General features: G+C 72.3%; 16 protein-coding genes. 9 read left to right on the top strand and 7 right to left on the bottom strand.

Features of this window, described 5'->3' with window-relative positions:
* Positions 1–6: 6 nt before the first annotated feature.
* The 4 genes from FXF65_RS36490 to FXF65_RS36475 are packed head-to-tail and all read right to left on the bottom strand — an operon-like array spanning position 7 to position 4,640.
* The gene (locus FXF65_RS36490) at positions 7–759 is read right to left on the bottom strand and encodes an ABC transporter ATP-binding protein (protein ID WP_148354636.1); all 753 of its coding nucleotides are present in this window, start codon (positions 757–759) and stop codon (positions 7–9) included.
* On the bottom strand, positions 759–2,636 hold the full coding sequence (locus tag FXF65_RS36485) for a branched-chain amino acid ABC transporter ATP-binding protein/permease (RefSeq protein WP_148354635.1): 1,878 nt from the start codon (positions 2,634–2,636) through the stop codon (positions 759–761). The genes FXF65_RS36490 and FXF65_RS36485 overlap by 1 nt, the downstream gene beginning before the upstream one ends.
* An 18-nt stretch (positions 2,637–2,654) precedes the next feature.
* A complete protein-coding gene (locus FXF65_RS36480) occupies positions 2,655–3,521 on the bottom strand; it encodes a branched-chain amino acid ABC transporter permease (RefSeq protein ID WP_148354634.1) in 867 nt (288 codons plus the stop codon).
* A 12-nt stretch (positions 3,522–3,533) separates the two neighbouring features.
* Complete coding sequence (locus tag FXF65_RS36475; protein ID WP_187412706.1) at positions 3,534–4,640, bottom strand: ABC transporter substrate-binding protein; 1,107 nt, start codon at positions 4,638–4,640, stop codon at positions 3,534–3,536.
* A 412-nt stretch (positions 4,641–5,052) separates the two neighbouring features.
* Between FXF65_RS36475 and FXF65_RS36470 the strand changes: the two genes are divergently transcribed.
* From FXF65_RS36470 to FXF65_RS36460, 3 genes are read left to right on the top strand one after another with little or no spacing between them, the layout of a single operon-like run.
* A complete protein-coding gene (locus tag FXF65_RS36470) occupies positions 5,053–6,114 on the top strand; it encodes an acyl-CoA dehydrogenase family protein (protein WP_148354632.1) in 1,062 nt (353 codons plus the stop codon).
* Between the two features lie 2 nt (positions 6,115–6,116).
* Positions 6,117–7,268, top strand: a complete 1,152-nt coding sequence (locus FXF65_RS36465) for an acyl-CoA dehydrogenase family protein (protein ID WP_148354631.1) — start codon at positions 6,117–6,119, stop codon at positions 7,266–7,268.
* 26 nt (positions 7,269–7,294) lie between these two features.
* Positions 7,295–8,002, top strand: coding sequence for a TetR/AcrR family transcriptional regulator (locus tag FXF65_RS36460; protein WP_187412705.1), 708 nt, complete (start codon positions 7,295–7,297; stop codon positions 8,000–8,002).
* 22 nt (positions 8,003–8,024) lie between these two features.
* On the opposite strand, the gene FXF65_RS36455 is transcribed toward FXF65_RS36460, so the two are convergent.
* Positions 8,025–8,543, bottom strand: coding sequence for a DoxX family protein (locus FXF65_RS36455; protein WP_148354629.1), 519 nt, complete (start codon positions 8,541–8,543; stop codon positions 8,025–8,027).
* Positions 8,544–8,633: 90 nt separating this feature from the next.
* Positions 8,634–9,857, bottom strand: a complete 1,224-nt coding sequence (locus tag FXF65_RS36450) for an amidohydrolase family protein (protein WP_148354628.1) — start codon at positions 9,855–9,857, stop codon at positions 8,634–8,636.
* A 149-nt stretch (positions 9,858–10,006) separates the two neighbouring features.
* Between FXF65_RS36450 and FXF65_RS36445 the strand changes: the two genes are divergently transcribed.
* The 5 genes from FXF65_RS36445 to FXF65_RS36425 all read left to right on the top strand — a co-directional run bounded on the left by FXF65_RS36445 (position 10,007) and on the right by FXF65_RS36425 (position 15,724).
* Positions 10,007–10,879, top strand: a complete 873-nt coding sequence (locus tag FXF65_RS36445) for an acyl-CoA thioesterase (RefSeq protein WP_148354627.1) — start codon at positions 10,007–10,009, stop codon at positions 10,877–10,879.
* A gap of 17 nt (positions 10,880–10,896) precedes the next feature.
* Positions 10,897–12,543 carry an AMP-binding protein gene (locus FXF65_RS36440; RefSeq protein WP_148354626.1) on the top strand — a complete coding sequence of 549 codons (1,647 nt, stop codon included), beginning with the start codon at positions 10,897–10,899 and terminating at the stop codon, positions 12,541–12,543.
* A 14-nt stretch (positions 12,544–12,557) separates the two neighbouring features.
* Positions 12,558–13,766, top strand: coding sequence for a CaiB/BaiF CoA transferase family protein (locus FXF65_RS36435; RefSeq protein ID WP_148354625.1), 1,209 nt, complete (start codon positions 12,558–12,560; stop codon positions 13,764–13,766).
* Between the two features lie 251 nt (positions 13,767–14,017).
* A complete protein-coding gene (locus FXF65_RS36430; protein ID WP_222868926.1) occupies positions 14,018–14,674 on the top strand; it encodes a TetR/AcrR family transcriptional regulator in 657 nt (218 codons plus the stop codon).
* Between the two features lie 153 nt (positions 14,675–14,827).
* Entirely contained in the window at positions 14,828–15,724 is an 897-nt protein-coding gene (locus tag FXF65_RS36425; RefSeq protein ID WP_148354623.1) for an SDR family oxidoreductase, read from the top strand.
* Between the two features lie 64 nt (positions 15,725–15,788).
* Here the strand turns inward: FXF65_RS36425 and FXF65_RS36420 are convergent, their stop codons facing one another.
* Positions 15,789–16,673 (bottom strand): VOC family protein, encoded by an 885-nt coding sequence (locus FXF65_RS36420; protein ID WP_187412703.1) that lies wholly within the window; start codon positions 16,671–16,673, stop codon positions 15,789–15,791.
* Positions 16,674–16,811: 138 nt separating this feature from the next.
* Between FXF65_RS36420 and FXF65_RS36415 the strand changes: the two genes are divergently transcribed.
* On the top strand, positions 16,812–17,120 hold the full coding sequence (locus FXF65_RS36415; protein WP_148354621.1) for a hypothetical protein: 309 nt from the start codon (positions 16,812–16,814) through the stop codon (positions 17,118–17,120).
* The last annotated feature ends 4 nt before the right edge of the window (positions 17,121–17,124 follow it).

Genomic DNA, 17,124 nt, shown 5'->3' with positions numbered 1-17,124 from the left:
CGGCCGTCATCGGCTCCCCGCACCCAGATAGATCTCGTTGATCACGGCGGTGTCGTCGAAGGACCGCGCGTCGCCCGCCGCCGCGATCCGCCCGTTGTCCACCACCGCGACGTCGTCGGCGACCCGCATCGCGTACTCGACGACCTGCTCGACCAGCAGGATCGACAGGCCGTCCGCGCGCAGCACGGTGATCATCTCGAAGACCTCGGCGGCGATCACCGGGGCGAGGCCGGCGGACGGCTCGTCCAGCATCAGCAGCCGGGGCGCCGGCATCAGCGCCTGCGCGATCGCGAGCATCTGCTGCTGCCCGCCGGACAGGCTGCCCGCCACCGTGTGCCGCCGCTCGGCCAGCATCGGGAAGCGCTCGTACTGGCGGTCGAGCGCCTCGCGCCGCGCCGGGCTCCGCTTGCGGCCGCCCGTCCAGCGGCCGAGCCCGGAGCGGGCGAGCGTGAAGCCGCCGAGCAGCAGGTTGTCCTCGACCGTGCGCTGCCGGAAGACCTGCTTCCCCTCCTGGACGTACCCGAGTCCGGCGCGGACACGGCGGTGCGGCGCCATCCCGGTGACGTCGCGGCCGTCGAAGGTGATCGTCCCGCCGGTCACCCCGGGCGGGAACCCGGCGACCGCGTTCAGCAGGGACGTCTTGCCCGCGCCGTTGCGGCCGAGCACGGCGGTGACCCGTCCGGGCCGGACGCGCAGGTCCACGTCCCACAGCACGCGGATGTCGCCGTAGCCTCCGCTGAGCCCGCTGACCTGGAGCATCAGCCCTCACTTCCGATGGTCTTCCCGGCCGCGTTCGAGCCGGTGTACTCGGCGAGCACGCGCGGGTCGGCCTGGATCTCGGCGGGGGTGCCGGACACCAGCAGCCCGCCCTGGCTGAGCACGTGGATCCGGTCCGCGAGCCCGAGCACCAGCGGGAAGTTGTGCTCGACGAGGACGACCGTGCCGCCCGCGTCGCGGATCATCCGGATGGCGCGTTCCAGTCCGGCGAGGTCGCCCTCGTCCAGCCCTGAGCCGACCTCGTCGAACAGGAACACCGCCGGACGCGCCGCGAGCGCCCGCGCGACCTCCACGAGCCGCCGCGTGCCGAGCGGCAGCGAGTCGACCTCCCGGTCGGCGACGTCCGCGATGCCGAGCAGCCCGAGCAGCCGGACGGCCTCGGCGTCGTCGGCGGCGAACCCGCGGCGGAACGCGGGCAGCCGCAGCACCGCCGCCGGGACCCGGACGCGGTGCGAGACGTAGCGGCCGGTCGCGACGAACGCCTTCGTCGTCATGCCGCTCGGGATCAGCGGGGTCTGGAACGTCCGGGCGATCCCGGCGCGGGCGATCCGGTACGGCCGCTGCCCGCCGAGTTCGCGGCCGCCGAGCTCGACCGTCCCCGACGTCGGCCGGTAGAAGCCGCAGACGAGGTTGAGCAGCGTCGTCTTCCCGGACGCGTTCGGCCCGATCAGCGCGGTGACCTGGCCGGGCTCGGCCTCGACGGTCACCTCGCGGAGCGCCTGGTTGCCGCCGAACGACTTGCACAGGGCCTTCGTCCGCAGCCGCGCGCCGGGCAGCGCGCCGAGGTCGGCGGGCCCCGCGTCGGCGGGCGCGGCGGATCGTCCGGCGGGGGCGGCGACGCCGAACCGCCGGACGATCCGCCGGGCCCGGCCGCGGACGAGCCCGGTCAGCCCGTCCGCCAGCAGGATCCCGGCGACCAGCAGGAACGCGCCGTAGATGAGGAGCTGCCAGTCCTGGAACGAGCTGAACGACTGCTGCCCGAGCTGGACGATCGCCGCCCCGGCGAGCGCCCCGTAGATCGACGTGGACCCGCCGACGATGGACGCCGCGAGGATGCTCAGCGCCATCGTGAACGTGAACGTCTCCGGCGCGATGAAGCCGTCCAGCCAGGCGAACATCACGCCCGCGAGGCACGCCGGGATCGCGCCGGTCACGTACACGAGCAGCTTCAGCCGGAACACCGAGACGCCGAGCGACCCGGCGAGCACCGGGCTCTGCTTGAGCACCAGGAAAGCGTTGCCGTGCCGCGACAGGATCAGGTTCCGCGCGACGAGGAACCACACAGCCGTCACCGCGACGATCAGCATGTAGAGGGCGTCGCGGCCGAGCGGCGTCCCGAACAGGGTCGGGACGGGCGGCGCGAGCCCGTTGGCGCCGCCGGTGAACGACTCCAGCACCTTCACGAGGTTCGGGATGATCAGGACGAGGAAGAACGTCAGCATCGCCAGCGACCAGCCGCCGAGCCGCAGCCCGGGGATGCCGGTGATCAGCCCGACCACGACGGCGCAGGCGATCGCGCAGACGACGATCACCCCGGCGTCGGTGATCCCGTGCGACACCCCGAGGTAGCCGGTGACGTAGGCGCCGACGGCGTACAGGAAGACCTGGCCGACGGCCAGCTCGCCCGCGTGGCCGAGGACGATGTTCAGCCCGCTGACCTGCAGTGACAGGATCGCCACCAGCAGCACGGTGCGGGCCCAGTAGTCGTTCAGGCCGAGCAGCGGCGCGACCAGCACCAGGATGGTCAGCAGTGCCCCGGCGAGCGGCCTGCCGCCGCGCAGCAGCGCGGGCACGGCCGTGTTCCCGGCGCGGGGGTTCCCGCCCGGAGGGTTCTCGCGGGACGCGGACAGCGTCGTCATCTCACACCTGCCGTCATCTCACACCTGCCGTTCCGCCGCGCCGCCGAACAGGCCCCGGGGCCGGGTCAGCAGGATGAGCAGGAAGACCGCGAACACCACGATCTGCGGATAGGAGTCGCCCACGTAGCGGGCGGTGACCGCGTACAGCAGCCCGATCGCGAACCCGCCGATCAGCCCGCCGAGCTGGCTGCCCGACCCGCCGATCGCGATCGCGACGAACCCGAACAGCGCGAGCGTCTCGCCGAGGTGGAAGTGCGCGTAGGTGCGCCCGGCGACGAACACCGCGAACAGCCCGGCGATCAGTCCGGCCAGCGCGAACGCGCCGAGGCCGAGTGCCCGCACGTTCAGCCCGCGGGCCTGCGCCGCCTGCCGGTTCTCCGCGGTGGCGAGCGAGGCGAGGCCGAGCAGCGTCCGGCGCGACCAGAGGTGCAGGCCGACGCCGAGCGCGAGGACGAGCAGGATCAGCACCAGGTCGTTGCGCTGGATCGTCCCGCCGAGCAGCGTCAGCGGTTCGGCGGAGAACGGGGAGGGGACCCTGACCGGCTCCGTCCCCCAGACCTTCGCCGCGATCCCGCCGAGCAGCGTGCCGACCCCGACCGTGGTGATCAGCGCGGCGTGCCCGCCCTGCCGGTTCAGCAGCGGCCGGATCGCGATCCGCTCCTCGACGACCGCGATCACCGCGACGGCGAGGCCGGTCAGCGGGATCGCCGCCGCGACGGGCAGCCCCCAGTCGACCAGGCAGACGTAGGCGAGGAACGTTCCGATCATGATGAGGTAGGCGTTCGCGAAGTTCACCACGCCCGAGGCCAGCAGCACGACGTTGTAGCCGATCGCCACGAGGCTGTAGAGGGCCCCGGTGGCGAGGCCCGCCCAGATGGTCGTCATCGGACCGCCGCCTCAGTAGCCCTTGCCGGGGACGTAGAACCCGTCGGCGTCGTACGTGCCGGGCTGGACGTACTTGAACGACGTCGCGCTCGTCATCGGGAAGTGGTTGGACGGCGTGTACTCGTACTTCGTGACCTCGCCGTTCGGCCCCTTGCCGACCCACGGAGGGTTCGCGGGCGTCTTGAACTTCTCGAACGCCTTCGCGAGCTTCTGCCCGTCCGTGGTCTTCTCCTGCCCGGCCTCGTAGGCGACGAACTGGAGCAGGTCGTAGGTCGTGGTGAACACCGCGACGCCCGTCTGGGTCAGGAACTTCGCCCCGTCCGAGGTCTGGAACTCCTTGATCACCGGGGCGAGACCGGGGTGCTGGCGGTCCCCGACGAGCGAGGACGTCTGCATGATGACCTGGTAGTTCTTGATCTGCGCCGCCGTCACCTTGCCCGCGATCGGGGACGGGCTGGCGAGCTGGTCGCCGTAGGACGGCAGCGTCCAGCCGATCTGCGCCCGGCCGCGGAGCACGTAGAGCACCGCCGTGCCGTAGCCGTTGACGATGAGCGCGTCCGGCTTCTGCGCGCGCAACTGCTGGAGCTGCGGCGTCATGTCGAGCGCGGTGGTGTCGTAGCTCGCGCTGACCAGCTCGATCCCGGCCTGCTTGACCGGCCCCTCGTACTGCTTGAACGAGCTCTGCCCGGTCGCGTCGTCCGAGTAGATCATCGCGACCTTCTTGTAGCCCTTCTCCTTCGCGAGCTGGACGAACGTGGGCACGTACGCCGAGCTCGGCGGGGTGACGCCGAAGTGGTAGGGGAACTTCTTCGGGTCGTTGAGCTGGATGCTGCTGGTGGCGCCGACCGACAGCACCTTGTCGCGGGTGAGGATCGGCAGCATCGACATCGACACCGCGCTGGACCCGCCGGGGTAGACGAGGTCCGGCTTGCCCTTGGCGAGCCGCCGCTGCAGCTCGCTGACGGCCTTCGTCGGGTTGTTCTGGTCGTTGGCGACCTCCAGCTTGATCTGGCGCCCGCCGATGCCGCCCTTGGCGTTGATGTCCTTGATCGCCGTGCGCGCGCCGGCCAGCAGACCGCCGCCGAGGACGGCGGTCGGGCCCGAGGTGTCGATCGACACGTAGAAGACGAAGGGACCGCTCCCCGCAGAATCCGCGGAGCCGCCTCCACACGCCGCGGCGGTGCCGACAATTGTTCCCAGCACCATTGTGCCGAGAATTCTCCTGCCCCGTTTCAGAGCAAGCATGACGTCCTCCGCTCTAAAAGGATTCTGTCAGGTGAATGTGGTTCAGTCTTGTGTAACATCCGGCCTGCGGGGCGTCAACGGTCCGGCGGGCACGAGTTCACATATCGCTGATCCCTCCTAACGAGGCAGCTCAGAGGCCAAGGGTTGACAGGGCGGAGGCTCCCGAGGTATCTCTGAACAAGGTTCAGTTGCCTACCGGTCGTCTGGTAGTCGCACACCGCTTGGGCGGAGCAATTCGACGACCGGGGCAACGCCGCGATCCTCGCTTGCTCACAAGGAGCCGATAATGGTTCTTGCGCTGCTGAACGATGAACAGCAGATGCTTCGGGAAATGATGGGTTCGCTGGCCGGTTCGGTGGGCGCGGGCAATCCGCGGGACATCGCGGAGAGCGATCGGGGAAAGGGCTGGGCCGCGCTCGCGGAGGCGGGCATGCTCGGCCTCCGGGTGCGCGACGGGTCCGGCGCGCCGACCGGCTCCGGGGTGGACGCGATGATCGTCGCCGAGGCGCTCGGCGGCGCGCTCGCGCCGCTGCCCTACCTCGGCTCGGCGGTGCTCGCCACCGAGCTGCTCGCGCTCGCCGGGGCGCCCGCCGACCTGCTCCAGCGCGCCGCGGACGGGGCCGAGCGGCACGCCGTCCTGCTCACCCGCGACCTGTCCGGCATCGCCGCCGCCGACGACCTCGGCGGCGCGATCGCGTTCGACTCGTGGGGCGCCGCCCACGGCCTCGCGCTGGCTGACGGGCGGCGGCTCGTGCGCGTCCCGCTGGACGGCGCCGCGAAGCGCCGTCCGGGCGCCGACCTCACCCGCGAGCTGGCCCGCTTCACCGGACCGGCCCCGGCGGACGCCGAGGAGATCGGACGCCCGCTCGACCCCGCCGACCTCGACTGCTGGCGGGCGCTCGGGCTAACCGTGGTCGCCGCCGACGCGGTCGGCGCGATGCGCGCGGCGCTCGACGGCGTCGTCGCCTACTCCAAGGAGCGCGTCGCCTACGGCCAGCAGATCGGGTCGTTCCAGGCGATCCAGCACATGTGCGCGGACGCCCTCGTCCACTGCGAGGCCGCGTCCGCCTGCGTCAGCTACGCCGCCTGGGCCGCCGACGAGGCCGAGCCCGCCGACGCGCTGCTCGCCGCGCACACCGCGAAGGCGTACACGGCGTCCGCCGCGCTCGACGTGGCCGAGACGGTCATGCAGGTGTACGGCGGCATCGGGCACACCTGGGAGCACGTCGCCCACCTGTACGCGCGCCGCGTCCTGCTCGACCGCCAGGTGCTCGGCGACGCCGGGCACAGCCTGCGCCGCGTCGCCGACCTGCGCCTGGGCGAGGGCCCCGGGCCGGAAGAGGGTTGATCATGGATTTCCGGGACACCCCCGAGGAGGCCGCGTTCCGCGCCCGGCTGCGCGACTGGCTCGCCGCGAACGCGCCCGCCGACTACGACGCCGCCGCCGACCACGACGCGAAGGCCGCCATCCGCCGCCGCTGGCACCGCGGTCTCTACGACGCCGGTTACATGGGGATGGCGTGGCCGCGCGAGTACGGCGGCCAGGACCTCAGCCCCGTGTACGACGCGATCCTGAACGAGGAGGTCGGCGCGTCCGACGGGCCGCCGGTGCCGGGCCAGGTCAACTATCTCGGCCGCGCGATCTACACGTACGGGAGCGAGGAGCACAAGCGCCGCTTCCTGCCGTCGCTGCTGAGCGGCGAGATCCAGTGGTGCCAGGGCTTCTCCGAGCCCGGCGCGGGCTCCGACCTCGCCGCGCTCCAGACCCGCGCCGAGCGCAACGCGTCCGGCGACTACGTCGTCAACGGGCAGAAGATGTGGACGAGCGGCGGACAGTACTCCGACTGGTGCCTGCTGCTCGCCCGCACCGACCCGGACGCCCCGAAGCACAAGGGCATCTCCGCGTTCCTCGTCGACATGAAGTCGCCGGGAATCACGCCGCGGCCGATCGTCCTCGCCGACGGCGAGCCGGAGACCAGCGAGGTCTTCTGGGACGACGTCGTGATCCCCGCCGACCAGATGCTCGGACGCCCCGGCCAGGGCTGGCACATCGCGATGACGACGGTCACCTACGAGCGCGGCCCCGCCGACGTCGGCATGATCTCCAACTACCGCAAGACGCTGCGCGCCATCGAGGAGACGGCAGCCGCGCGCGGCCTCACCGCGCGGCCCGAGGTCCGCGAGCGGCTGGCCCGCGCGTACGTGCTGGGCGAGGCGCTCCGGCTGAACGTCGCGCAGCAGCTCTCGCTCCGCGTGTCCGGCCGGGAGCCCGGCCCCGAGGGGTCGGTCGGGAAACTGCTGTGGTCGCGGGCCGAGCAGTCGCTCTACCACCTCGCGCTGGACCTCGTCGGCGCGGACGCCGTCACCGGCGCGGCGCCCGACGTGCTCGCGGGCTACTTCCGCTCCCGTCCGATCAGCGTCTACGGCGGATCGTCCCAGATCCAGCGGAACCTGCTCGCCTGGCACATTCTCTCGATGCCGCGCAAACCCTCATCGCGTTGAGGCACGGCGGCGGGAGAATGGGGTCCATGCGCAAGTCCGAGGTCGGTGAGAACGGTCAGGCCCACGCCCTGCTGAACGCGGCCGAGGAGCTCTTCACCGAGCGGGGCTTCTACGGGACGAGCGTCTCCGACATCACCGAGCGCGCCGGCACCAGCGTCGGCGCGCTCTACTACCACTTCGCCAGCAAGAACGGCGTCTACCACGCGCTGTGGTCCCGCTACATGGACGCGCAGTCCGCCCGGACGCGCGAGGCGGTGGCCCTTCTCCGGGACGCGGGCGTCTCGGACGGCCGCCGCCTGTTCCTCGCGGGCACCCGAGCGTACCTGACGAGCGCGTGGCAGCACAGCGGGCTCGTCCGGATGGTGTCGGACGGGGACGCGCCCGCCGGGTTCGCGGGCGTCGCCCGCCGGTTCAGCCAGCAGTGGGCGCGGCAGAACACCAAGCTCCTCCAGGTGAGCGACCCGCTGGCGGACCGGGCGCTGTCCTCGATCGTCACCGGCTCCATCGGCGGCGTCGCCCGCGAGGTCGCCGACTGCGAGACGGCGGAGGACGCGGAGGCGCTGATCGCCAAGACGATCGAGATCTACGGGACGCTGCTCGGGCTGCGTCCCGTCCCGTCCAACGGCCTCTTCGCCTCTGAGCCCGTGAACGCGGAGCCGGTGGCCGCAGAGCCCGTGGACGCGGAGCCGGTCGACGCTTCGCGGGCCGTCGCCGACGGCGACGGCCCGCGTTGACCGGCTGGGCGGGCTCCGGCGCTCAGGCGGCCTCCGCCGGAGCGCCGTCCGTCCGGGGCGCGGGGCGATAGCAGGCGGCGAGCAGCCCGGCCCCCGCCGCGAGCCCGCCGCCCGCGGCGACGAGCAGGCCCCAGCCGCCGATGTCGAGCCCGGCCGCCGCGTCGAGCGACCAGTCGCCCGGCCCGGTGGTCGCCACCCCGGCGGCGGCGACGGCGAGCACCAGGTTGTACTCCCACCCGTTCCCCGCGCTGAAGAAGCCGTTGGCCCGGTGGACCGTCCACGCCGCGACGAGCATGAGCCCGACGAACCCGGCCGCCGCGAGCGGCGTCAGCAGCCCGGCGGCGAACAGCACGCCCGCGCCGAGCTCCGTCGACGCCGCGGCGAGCGCGTGCAGCCGTCCGGGCCGCATGCCGATGCTCTCGAACCAGCGCGCCGTGCCCGGGATGCGTCCGCCGCCGAAGAACTTGTTGTAGCCGTGCGCCGCCAGCGTCAGCCCGACGACGACCCGGACGAGCAGAAGCCCCGCCGACACCTCGTCCATTCTCGTAACCTCCACTCGCTCAGAAGGCGCGGCGCGCCGCCGCCATGGCACCCCCATGACGGCGGCGCGCCGCGGCGCGCCGGATCCGCGTCAGGGGGTCACCGCGGGCGGATCGGCGGGGGTGAAGCGGAACACGCGCTCGGCGTTGCCGCGCAGCACCTTGTAGGCGACCTGCGGGTCGACGTCGGCGAGGCGCTCCTGGGCCAGCTTGATGCAGTCCGGCCAGGTGGAGTCCGAGTGCGGGTAGTCGGTCTCGATCATGACGTTGTCCTCGCCGATGACGTCCAGGTTGCGGATGCCGTGGATGTCGTCGATGAAGCAGCCGAAGACGTGGTCGTGGTAGGTCTGGCGCAGGTCGAAGTTGTCGAGGTCCAGCGAGCCGACCGCGTGCCTGCCCTCCAGCGACCCGCCGAACGCCTCGCCCCGCTGGATCCACGCGCGCTGGTGGTCGAGGACCTGCTCGGCACGCTCCAGGAAGTACGGGATCCAGCCGATGTTGCCCTCCGAAAGCGCGATCTTCAGCGACGGGAACCGCTGGAAGACGCCGCTGAACAGCCATTCGAGGAGCGCGCCGGAGGTGCGGTTCGCGCCCCAGGTCATGTTGGCCATGAACGGCGAGTTCGGGCTGATCTTCGGCATCGTGGACGACGACCCGACGTGCATGCACACGATCAGCTCGGCGTCCTGCGCGGCGGCGAACAGCGGGTCCCAGTAGCGCTTCGGGTCGTGGATGGTGGGCAGCCCGAGCGGCGCCGGGTTCTCGGAGAAGGCGACGCCCCGCGCGCCCTTGGCGGCGGTGCGCTCGACCTCGGCGGCGGCGGCCTTCGGGTCCCACAGCGGGACGATCACGAGCGGGATGTACCGGCCGGGCGCCGACCCGCACCATTCGTCGATCATGAAGTCGTTGTACGCCTGGACGCAGAGCATCGCGAGCTCCTTGTCCTCCGCCTCCCAGAACAGCTGCCCGCAGAAGCGCGGCACGGACGGGAAGCACAGGGACGCGAGGATGCCGGCCCGGTTCATGTCCTCCAGCCGGGCGACGGAGTCGTAGCAGCCCGCCCGCATCTCCGAGTAGGGGATGGAGTTCGGCGTGAACTCCTCCTTCCGGCGTCCCGCGGAGGCGGCGAGCCCGGACGACGGCACCCGGCGGTCCTCGTACACCCAGACCTCGCCGTGCTCGGCGTCGTCGACGAGCCGGGGCGCGACGTCCTTGTACTTCGCGGGGACGCGGTCCGTCCACACGTGGCCGGGCTCGATGACGTGGTCGTCGACCGAGATCAGCCAGTTGAGATCGGGAGTCCGCATGGTGGTCATGGCAGTCCTCTCACGTGGTCCTCTCGCCAGTTTGTCAACCGGTCGTCCGGTAGTCAACGAACGGCGGTTATCTACCGGACGACTGGTAGACACCGGGAACCGCCGAGGTTAGGATCGCAGGCATCGCCCCGGGAACCTGGAGGTGCCGGATGGGCATCGTCGCCGACCTCGCCAGCGCACTCGACCTGGAGCGGCTCGACACGGGCCGCCACCGCGGGAACAGCGTGGACAGCCCGGAACGGGACGTGGTGTTCGGCGGCCAGCTCGTCGCGCAGCTCGCCGTCGCGGCGGCGCGCGGGGAGCCGGGCAAACGGGTGAAGACGGTGCACGCGCTGTTCGCGCGGGTCGCGTCCAAGGCGAAGCCGATCGACTTCGACGTCGAGCCCCTGCACTCGGGCCGGACGATGGCGAGCGCGACCGTCACCGCGTCCCAGGACGGACGGCTCCGCGCCCGCGCCAACGTCCTCCTCACCGCCGACGACGAGGACCTGATCCGGCACGCCGCGCGGATGCCGGACGTCGAGCCGCCCGAGGCGCTCGAACCCCTCACCGACTCCTACTCCGGACGCGAGCTGCGCGTCGCGGGCGGCGCCGACCTCAACGGCACGGCGCCCATGGGCGACGAGGGATCGACCGAACTGGCCGTCTGGACCCGGACGCCCGGCGCGTCCGGGGAGCAAGCCGTCCTCCAGGGGATGCTCGCGCACGCGAGCGCGAGCTTCCTCATCGGCGCCGCGATGCGCCCGCACCCCGGCCTCTCCGTCGCCGACGCGCACGACAAGTTCTCCACCGGCATCCTCGGCCACAGCGTGACCTTCCACGAGGAGGTCGACCCGAGCGACTGGATCCTGCTGGCGCAGGAGAGCCCCTACGCGGGACGCGGCCGCTCCTACGGACGCGGCCACGCCTTCACCCGCGACGGACGGCTCGTCGCCTCGTTCGCACAGGACAGCATCATCCGCAGGTTCGCGTCCCCGGCCGGGGCGCGCGACGGCGGCCGGGACAAGGCGAGCGTCCTCTGAGCGGGAGGGAAGCCCCGATGGGATCGTTCGAGTTCGCGCCCGCGCCGCGTCCGGACGGGCTGACCGCCCGGTACGAGCGGCGGGCCCACCAGGTGCCCGTCTCGATCGGCGCGCTCATGACCCGCAACCGCGTCGAGTTCGGCGGGCTGCCCGCCGTCTTCGACGACGGCGTCGAGCTGACCTGGCGGGAGCTGGTCGACACGGCCGGGCGCTTCGCCGGGTTCCTGTCCTCGCAGGGAGTGGGCCCCGGCGACGTCGTCGCCTGGCAGGTCCCGAACTGGTGGGAGTCGCTGGTCGTCGCGTACGGGATCTGGGCGGCGGGCGCGATCAGCGCGCCGGTCGTGCCGATCTACCGCGAGGCCGAGGTCGCCGCGATCGTGGCCACGGTCCGCCCGGCCTGCGTGGTGACCGCCGCCGAGTTCCGCAAGTGCCGCCATCCCGAGCTGGTGGACGAGGCGTGCCGCATGGCCGGGTGGGAGCCGTCCGTCCGGGTCGTGCTGCGCGGCGCCGCCACCGGGTGGACGCCGTTCGAGACGACCGTGACCGGGCGCGGCGCGATCGGCGTGGACGTCGACCCGGACGCGCCCGCGCTCATCGGCTTCACCTCGGGGACGACGTCCGGCGCGAAGGCGGTCGTGCACAGCACCCGCGGGCTCATCGCCTCGCCCGTCCGGTCGACCCGCGCGTCCGGCACCACCTGGAAAGACCGCGCCTACATGCCCGCGCCCGTCGCGCACGCCACCGGGCTGCTGTCGGCGATCGCCGTCCCGCTCTACACGGGCGCGTCGGTCGTGCTGCGCGACCGGTGGGACGCCGACCGGGCGATCGACGACATCCGCGAGCACGGGGTCACGACGTCCGCGGGCGCCGCCGTGTTCATGAAGGAGCTGGTGGACGCGCTGGACCGGCGCGGCATCGACCGGCTCCCGCTGTCCGGCGGCTACCCGTGCGGCGGTTCGTCGATCCCGACCTCGCTCGCCGAGGCGTGCGAGGCGAAGGGGCTCGCCCCGGCCCGCGCGTTCGGGATGACGGAGTGCCCGGGCGTGAGCGGCGCCAGCCCCCGGCTCGACCCGCCGCACATCAGGCTCGCGACCGACGGCTGGATCATGCCGGGCTGCGAAGTCCGCGTGCTCGGCCCGGACGGCGCGGAGCTGCCCGCCGGGGAGGCGGGGGAGTTCCTCGTCCGGGGGCCGCAGCTCGCGCTCGGCTACGTCGACCCCGAGCACACCCGCGAGGGCTTCACCGACGACGGCTGGTTCCGCACCGGCGACCTCGGGCGGCTCACCGCGCACGACGTCGGCGCGGGCGACCCCCGCCACTCCTGCCTGGTCACCGGGCGGACGAAGGAGATCATCAACCGCGGCGGGGAGAAGATCTCCGTCCGCGAGATCGAGGACGCGCTCGTCCGGCACGCCGAGGTGCTGGACGCGGCGGTAGTGCCGGCGCCGCACGAGCGGCTCGGCGAGCAGCCCGCCGCGTTCGTCCTGCTCAGGCCGGGCGTGACGGTGGCGGAGGAGGCCCTGTCGGCGTTCCTGCGGCAGGGCGGGCTCGCCCCGCAGAAGATCCCGCGGATCTGGAAGTACGTGGACGACCTGCCCCGGACCGCGTCCGGGAAGATCAAGAAGTACGCGCTGCGGGAGTCGCTCGCCGACCCGGCGGCCTGACGACGGAGGACGGGATGGACGGGATCTTCGAGGGCGTCCGGGTGCTGGAGGTGGCCACCTGGACGTTCGTCCCGGCGGCCGCCGCGGTCCTCGCCGACTTCGGCGCGGACGTGGTGAAGGTCGAGCACCCGCTGCGGGGCGACCCGCAGCGCGGCCTCTCCACGGGCGGCATCACCCCGACGCTGGACGGCGTCAGCGTCACGATGGAGCAGACCAACCGGGGCAAGCGCAGCGTCGGCCTCGACATCGCCAGGCCCGAGGGCCGCGCGCTGCTGCTGGAGATGGCCGCGCGCTGCGACGTGTTCATGACGAGCTTCCTGCCCGGCAACCGGGCCAAGCTCGGCATCGAGCTGGACGACATCCGCGCCGTGAACCCGGACGTCATCTACGTCCGCGCGGACGCGGTCGGCCCCGCCGGACCGGACGCGGGCAAGCCCGGCTACGACATGAGCGCGTTCTGGGCGCGCAGCGGCATCGCGCACGCGCTCACCGAGGAGGGCGCGGAGCGTCCGACGCGGCAGCGGCCCGGATTCGGCGACAAGACCGGCGCGATGAACCTCGCCTTCGGCGTCGCCGCCGCGCTCTACCGCCGCGCCACCACGGGCACGCCGTCCGAGGTGGACGTGTCGCTCCTCGCCACCGCGCTCTGGGTCAACTCAAGCGACGTCGTCTACTCCAAGGCGATCGGCGGCGACTTCAGCCGCCGCGAGGTGAAGGTCCCGAACCCGATCTCGCACGTCTACCGCACCGCCGACGACCGCTGGATCGCGCTGCTCATGCTGGAGTCGGACCGCTGGTGGGGGCCGCTCTGCCGACACCTCGGCCGGGACGGCCTCGCCGCCGACCCGCGCTTCGCCACCGCCGCCGACCGGACGAGGAACAGCGCCGAATGCGTCGCCGAACTGGCCGCCGCGTTCGGCTCCGCGACGCTCGCGGAGTGGCGCGAGCGGCTCGGCCCGCTGAAGGGGCCGTGGGAACCGGTGCAGACGCTGCCCGAGGTCCTGGACGACCCGCAGGTCACCGCGAACGGTTACGTCACCGACGTGAAGCACCCGACCGGGCAGGACATCACCCTCGTCCGGGCGCCGGTCCGGTTCGACGGACGGCAGCCCGAACTGCGTCCCGCGCCGGAGGCCGCCGCGCACACCGAGGAGGTCCTGCTGGAACTCGGCCGCGACTGGCCCGAGATCGCACGCCTCAAGGAGATCGGCGCCATCGCGTAACTCTGTCCATCTGGGGGACGCCCCCCAGACCCCGAGGGGCGCTCAGGCGATCCTCGCGCCGCCGGCGCGTCGCCGCGGTCGCCTGAGCGTGCGTCCGATTTGCGCCCGCGCGCCCCGTGGACGCGGCGTCCGGCCGAATTGGGGCGGCGGCCGCGAGGGCGCGGGACATCGTTGTCCCGGCGGTTTTGGAACGATGCCCTTGGTAGACTGTGCGGCACGCCGAATCGATGAAGGGAATGATGGTTTTGAGCGTGTCTCAGGGGCGCCAGCGCGGCGCCGCCAAAACGCGCATCGCCGGAGAACAGCGATGGGAAGAGATTGTCGAGGCGGCGGCGAAGATCTTCTCGCAGAAGGGCTATGAGGCGACCAGCCTGCAGGACATCGCCAATACGGTGGGGATCCTCAAGGGCAGCATGTACTACTATTTCAAGAACAAGGAAGACCTGCTCTTTGAATTGGTGCAGCGGGCGCTCGCCGCCCACCAGCCCTCGCTGGTGGAGGAGCCCGAGGTCGCCGCGGCTCCCGCCCCCGTCCGCCTGCGCGCCTTCATCCGCCGCTGGATGGCGCTGAACCGCAAGCAGCGGCTCTGGCGCGGCGTCGCGGAGAGCGAGTTCAGCCGGCTGCGCGGCAAGCGGCTGAAGGAGGTCATCGCCGAGCGCGACAAATTCAGCGCCTTCGCCAAGGAGATAATCGAGCAGGGAATGCGCGACGGCGACTTCGACTCGGGCGTCGACCCGAGCGTCGTGACCAGCACGCTGTTCGAGCTGATGAACACCACGCCGCGCTGGTTCAAGCCTTCCGGCCGGCTCTCCTACGTCGAACTCGCCGACTGGTACGCGACGTTTTTCATCCGCGGGCTCGGCGGTTCCGACGAGCTGGTCGCCGCCGCGTCGTCCGAATCCGCGTAATTCTCTTCCTCGTTCCGCCCGCCCGCCGGGATAAACCTTTCCCGGCAATTGGATATCCACCAGACGGTTGGTAGTCTAGCAGGGCCCGGACGGGCTCCGGGGCGGGTCGTCCACCCGCCTTCGGCGGGTCTGCGACGAGTGAGGAGTACGGCAGTGGCGAGCATCTGCGAGGGCCGGGTTGCGGTGGTCACCGGCGCGGGACGGGGAATCGGCCGGGGGCACGCGCTGGAGCTCGCGCGCCAGGGCGCCCGGGTCGTGGTCAACGACCTCGGCGGCGACGTGCACGGCGCGAACCCCGACTCGGCCGCGGCGAAGGAGGTCGTCGAGGAGATCGTCGCGGCCGGGGGCGAGGCCGTGGCGAGCGGCCACGACGTGTCCACCGCGGACGGCGCCGCCGGGCTCGTCCGGCTGGCCCTCGACACCTTCGGCGAACTGCACGCGGTCGTGAACAACGCGGGCATCCTCCGCGACCGCACCATCCTCAACATGACCGAGGACGAGTGGGACTCCGTCCTCGCCGTCCACCTGCGCGGCACGTTCCTCGTCACCCGGGAGGCCGGGCGGCACTGGCGGGAACGCTCCAAGGCGGGTGCGCCGGTGGACGCCCGCATCGTCAACACCTCGTCAGTGTCCGGCCTGTTCGGCAACACGGGGCAGAGCAACTACGGCGCTGCCAAGGCGGGCATCGCCGGGTTCACGATCATCGCGTCGCTGGAGCTGGCCCGGTACGGGATCACGGTGAACGCGGTGTCGCCGTCCGCCCGCACCCGGATGATCACCCCGCGCGGGCAGGAGCGGATGGCCGCCCGCGAGAACTTCGACCCCTTCGCCCCCGACAACATCGCGCCGCTCGTGACCTGGCTCGTCGGCCCCGAGGCCAAGGACGTCACCGGGCGCGTCTTCAACGTCCACGGCGGCCGGATCAGCGTCCTCGAAGGGTGGCGCGAGGGTCCCGTCATCGACAAGGGCGCGCGGTGGGAGCCGTCCGAGCTGGCCGTCGTCATGCCGCACCTGGTGGCGAAGGCCGCCGCGAACGTCTCCCTCCGCTGACCGCATCGGCGCCGCGCCGCCGTGCCGCCGTCAGGAGGGGGGCGGCGGCACGGCCGCGACGGGCTCAGCTCCCGGCCGCGTCCTCGGTCAGCCGGAGGACGGCGCCGAAGCAGTCGTCCGGCTCCAGCAGCAGTTCGCCGGAGGTCTCGTCCGCGATCCGCACCCCGCACGCGCTCAGGTGCTTGCGCGCGGCGTCCAGCGACCGGACCTCGAACGTGACCGAATGGAGGATCTCGCCGTTGCGGGCGAGGTCGCGGCCCGCCGGTCCGTTCTCACCGTCCGGACGGGCCAGTTCGATGACCGTGTCCGCGCCGACGTGGACGAACGCGCTGTCCGCGCCGTCCGTCCCGCGGCCCCGGCGGAGGACCTCGCCGCCGAGGGTGCCCGCGTAGAACGCGACGGCGGGCTCCAGGTCGCGGACGACGACCGTCAGATGCGAGACGCGCTCGACGCCCAGCGGATGCTCGTCGCTCCAGAACCTCGTGGAGAACCCGGGACGGAACCGGGGGTCGACCAGTCCGCTCACGGCGTCGGCGTCCACGAACTCGATGGCGCCGTGGCTGTCCCTCGGGTGGGTGTAGAGGGAGCCGGGGAACTCGCCCGACTCCATGCCGCCGCCGCCCGGCCCGGTGACCCGGACGCCCGCCGACCGCAGCCGCTCGTACAGGCCGCGCAGGTCCGTCACGTACCAGGCCAGCGAGTGCAGGTGCTGGCCGAACCTCGCGTAGAACCGGCCGACCGGCGTCGCCTCGGCGCCCGGCAGCTGGCTGGACATCATCGGCTCCATGACGAAGTCGGCGATGACGACGAGCGAGGCGTCCCGCTTCTCCACGGCCAGGTGGCCCTTGTAGAAGCGCTCGACGCCGAACACCCGGTCGTACCAGTCGTCGGCGGCGTCCAGGTCGGACACCATGTGGATCGCGTGGTAGAACCTGCCGATCTCGAACAACGTTCCGCTCCCTCTCCTTGCCCGGCCCTGGCGAATCCGCTCGCCCGGCCCTAACATATCTACCAGACGGTTGGTTGTTTACAGGGCGTCAGAGGTACTGCCGTAGACCGGGTTCGCGCCGGTCGGGGAGGGTCTTCCATGATTCTGAGAATCGGCTCGCGGCTGCGCAGCGCGGTATGCGAAGCGGAGGTCGTGGTGGTCCGGTCGAGCGGCGGGGAGGTGGACCTGCGGTGCGGCGGGCGGCCGATGCTCGGGATCGACGACCCGGCGCCGGAGGGGGCCGCGCCCGACTCCGGCTTCGCCGCCGGGGTGCTGCTCGGCAAGCGCTACGTCGACGCGGGCGGCGGCTTCGAGCTGCTGTGCACGAGGCCCGGCGCCGGGTCGCTCGCCGTGGCGGACGAGCCGCTCGGGATCAAGGACGCCAAGCCGCTCCCGTCCTCCGACTGAGCGG

This window comes from Actinomadura syzygii, assembly GCF_008085905.1.
GTDB lineage: Bacteria > Actinomycetota > Actinomycetes > Streptosporangiales > Streptosporangiaceae > Spirillospora > Spirillospora syzygii.
Note: the sequence above shows the minus strand (reverse complement) of the source record. Positions and strands in the feature narration are given on the sequence as shown.

Excerpts from the sequence above, each read along its gene's own strand:
- FXF65_RS36480 (WP_148354634.1), bottom strand. The coding sequence starts at position 3,521 with ATGACGACCATCTGGGCGGGCCTCGCCACCGGGGCCCTCTACAGCCTC.
- FXF65_RS36455 (WP_148354629.1), bottom strand. The coding sequence starts at position 8,543 with ATGGACGAGGTGTCGGCGGGGCTTCTGCTCGTCCGGGTCGTCGTCGGG.
- FXF65_RS36465 (WP_148354631.1), top strand. The coding sequence starts at position 6,117 with ATGGATTTCCGGGACACCCCCGAGGAGGCCGCGTTCCGCGCCCGGCTG.
- FXF65_RS36450 (WP_148354628.1), bottom strand. The coding sequence starts at position 9,857 with ATGACCACCATGCGGACTCCCGATCTCAACTGGCTGATCTCGGTCGAC.
- FXF65_RS36415 (WP_148354621.1), top strand. The coding sequence starts at position 16,812 with ATGATTCTGAGAATCGGCTCGCGGCTGCGCAGCGCGGTATGCGAAGCG.
- FXF65_RS36470 (WP_148354632.1), top strand. The coding sequence starts at position 5,053 with ATGGTTCTTGCGCTGCTGAACGATGAACAGCAGATGCTTCGGGAAATG.
- FXF65_RS36435 (WP_148354625.1), top strand. The coding sequence starts at position 12,558 with ATGGACGGGATCTTCGAGGGCGTCCGGGTGCTGGAGGTGGCCACCTGG.
- FXF65_RS36490 (WP_148354636.1), bottom strand. The coding sequence starts at position 759 with ATGCTCCAGGTCAGCGGGCTCAGCGGAGGCTACGGCGACATCCGCGTG.
- FXF65_RS36460 (WP_187412705.1), top strand. The coding sequence starts at position 7,295 with ATGCGCAAGTCCGAGGTCGGTGAGAACGGTCAGGCCCACGCCCTGCTG.
- FXF65_RS36440 (WP_148354626.1), top strand. The coding sequence starts at position 10,897 with ATGGGATCGTTCGAGTTCGCGCCCGCGCCGCGTCCGGACGGGCTGACC.
- FXF65_RS36445 (WP_148354627.1), top strand. The coding sequence starts at position 10,007 with ATGGGCATCGTCGCCGACCTCGCCAGCGCACTCGACCTGGAGCGGCTC.
- FXF65_RS36485 (WP_148354635.1), bottom strand. The coding sequence starts at position 2,636 with ATGACGACGCTGTCCGCGTCCCGCGAGAACCCTCCGGGCGGGAACCCC.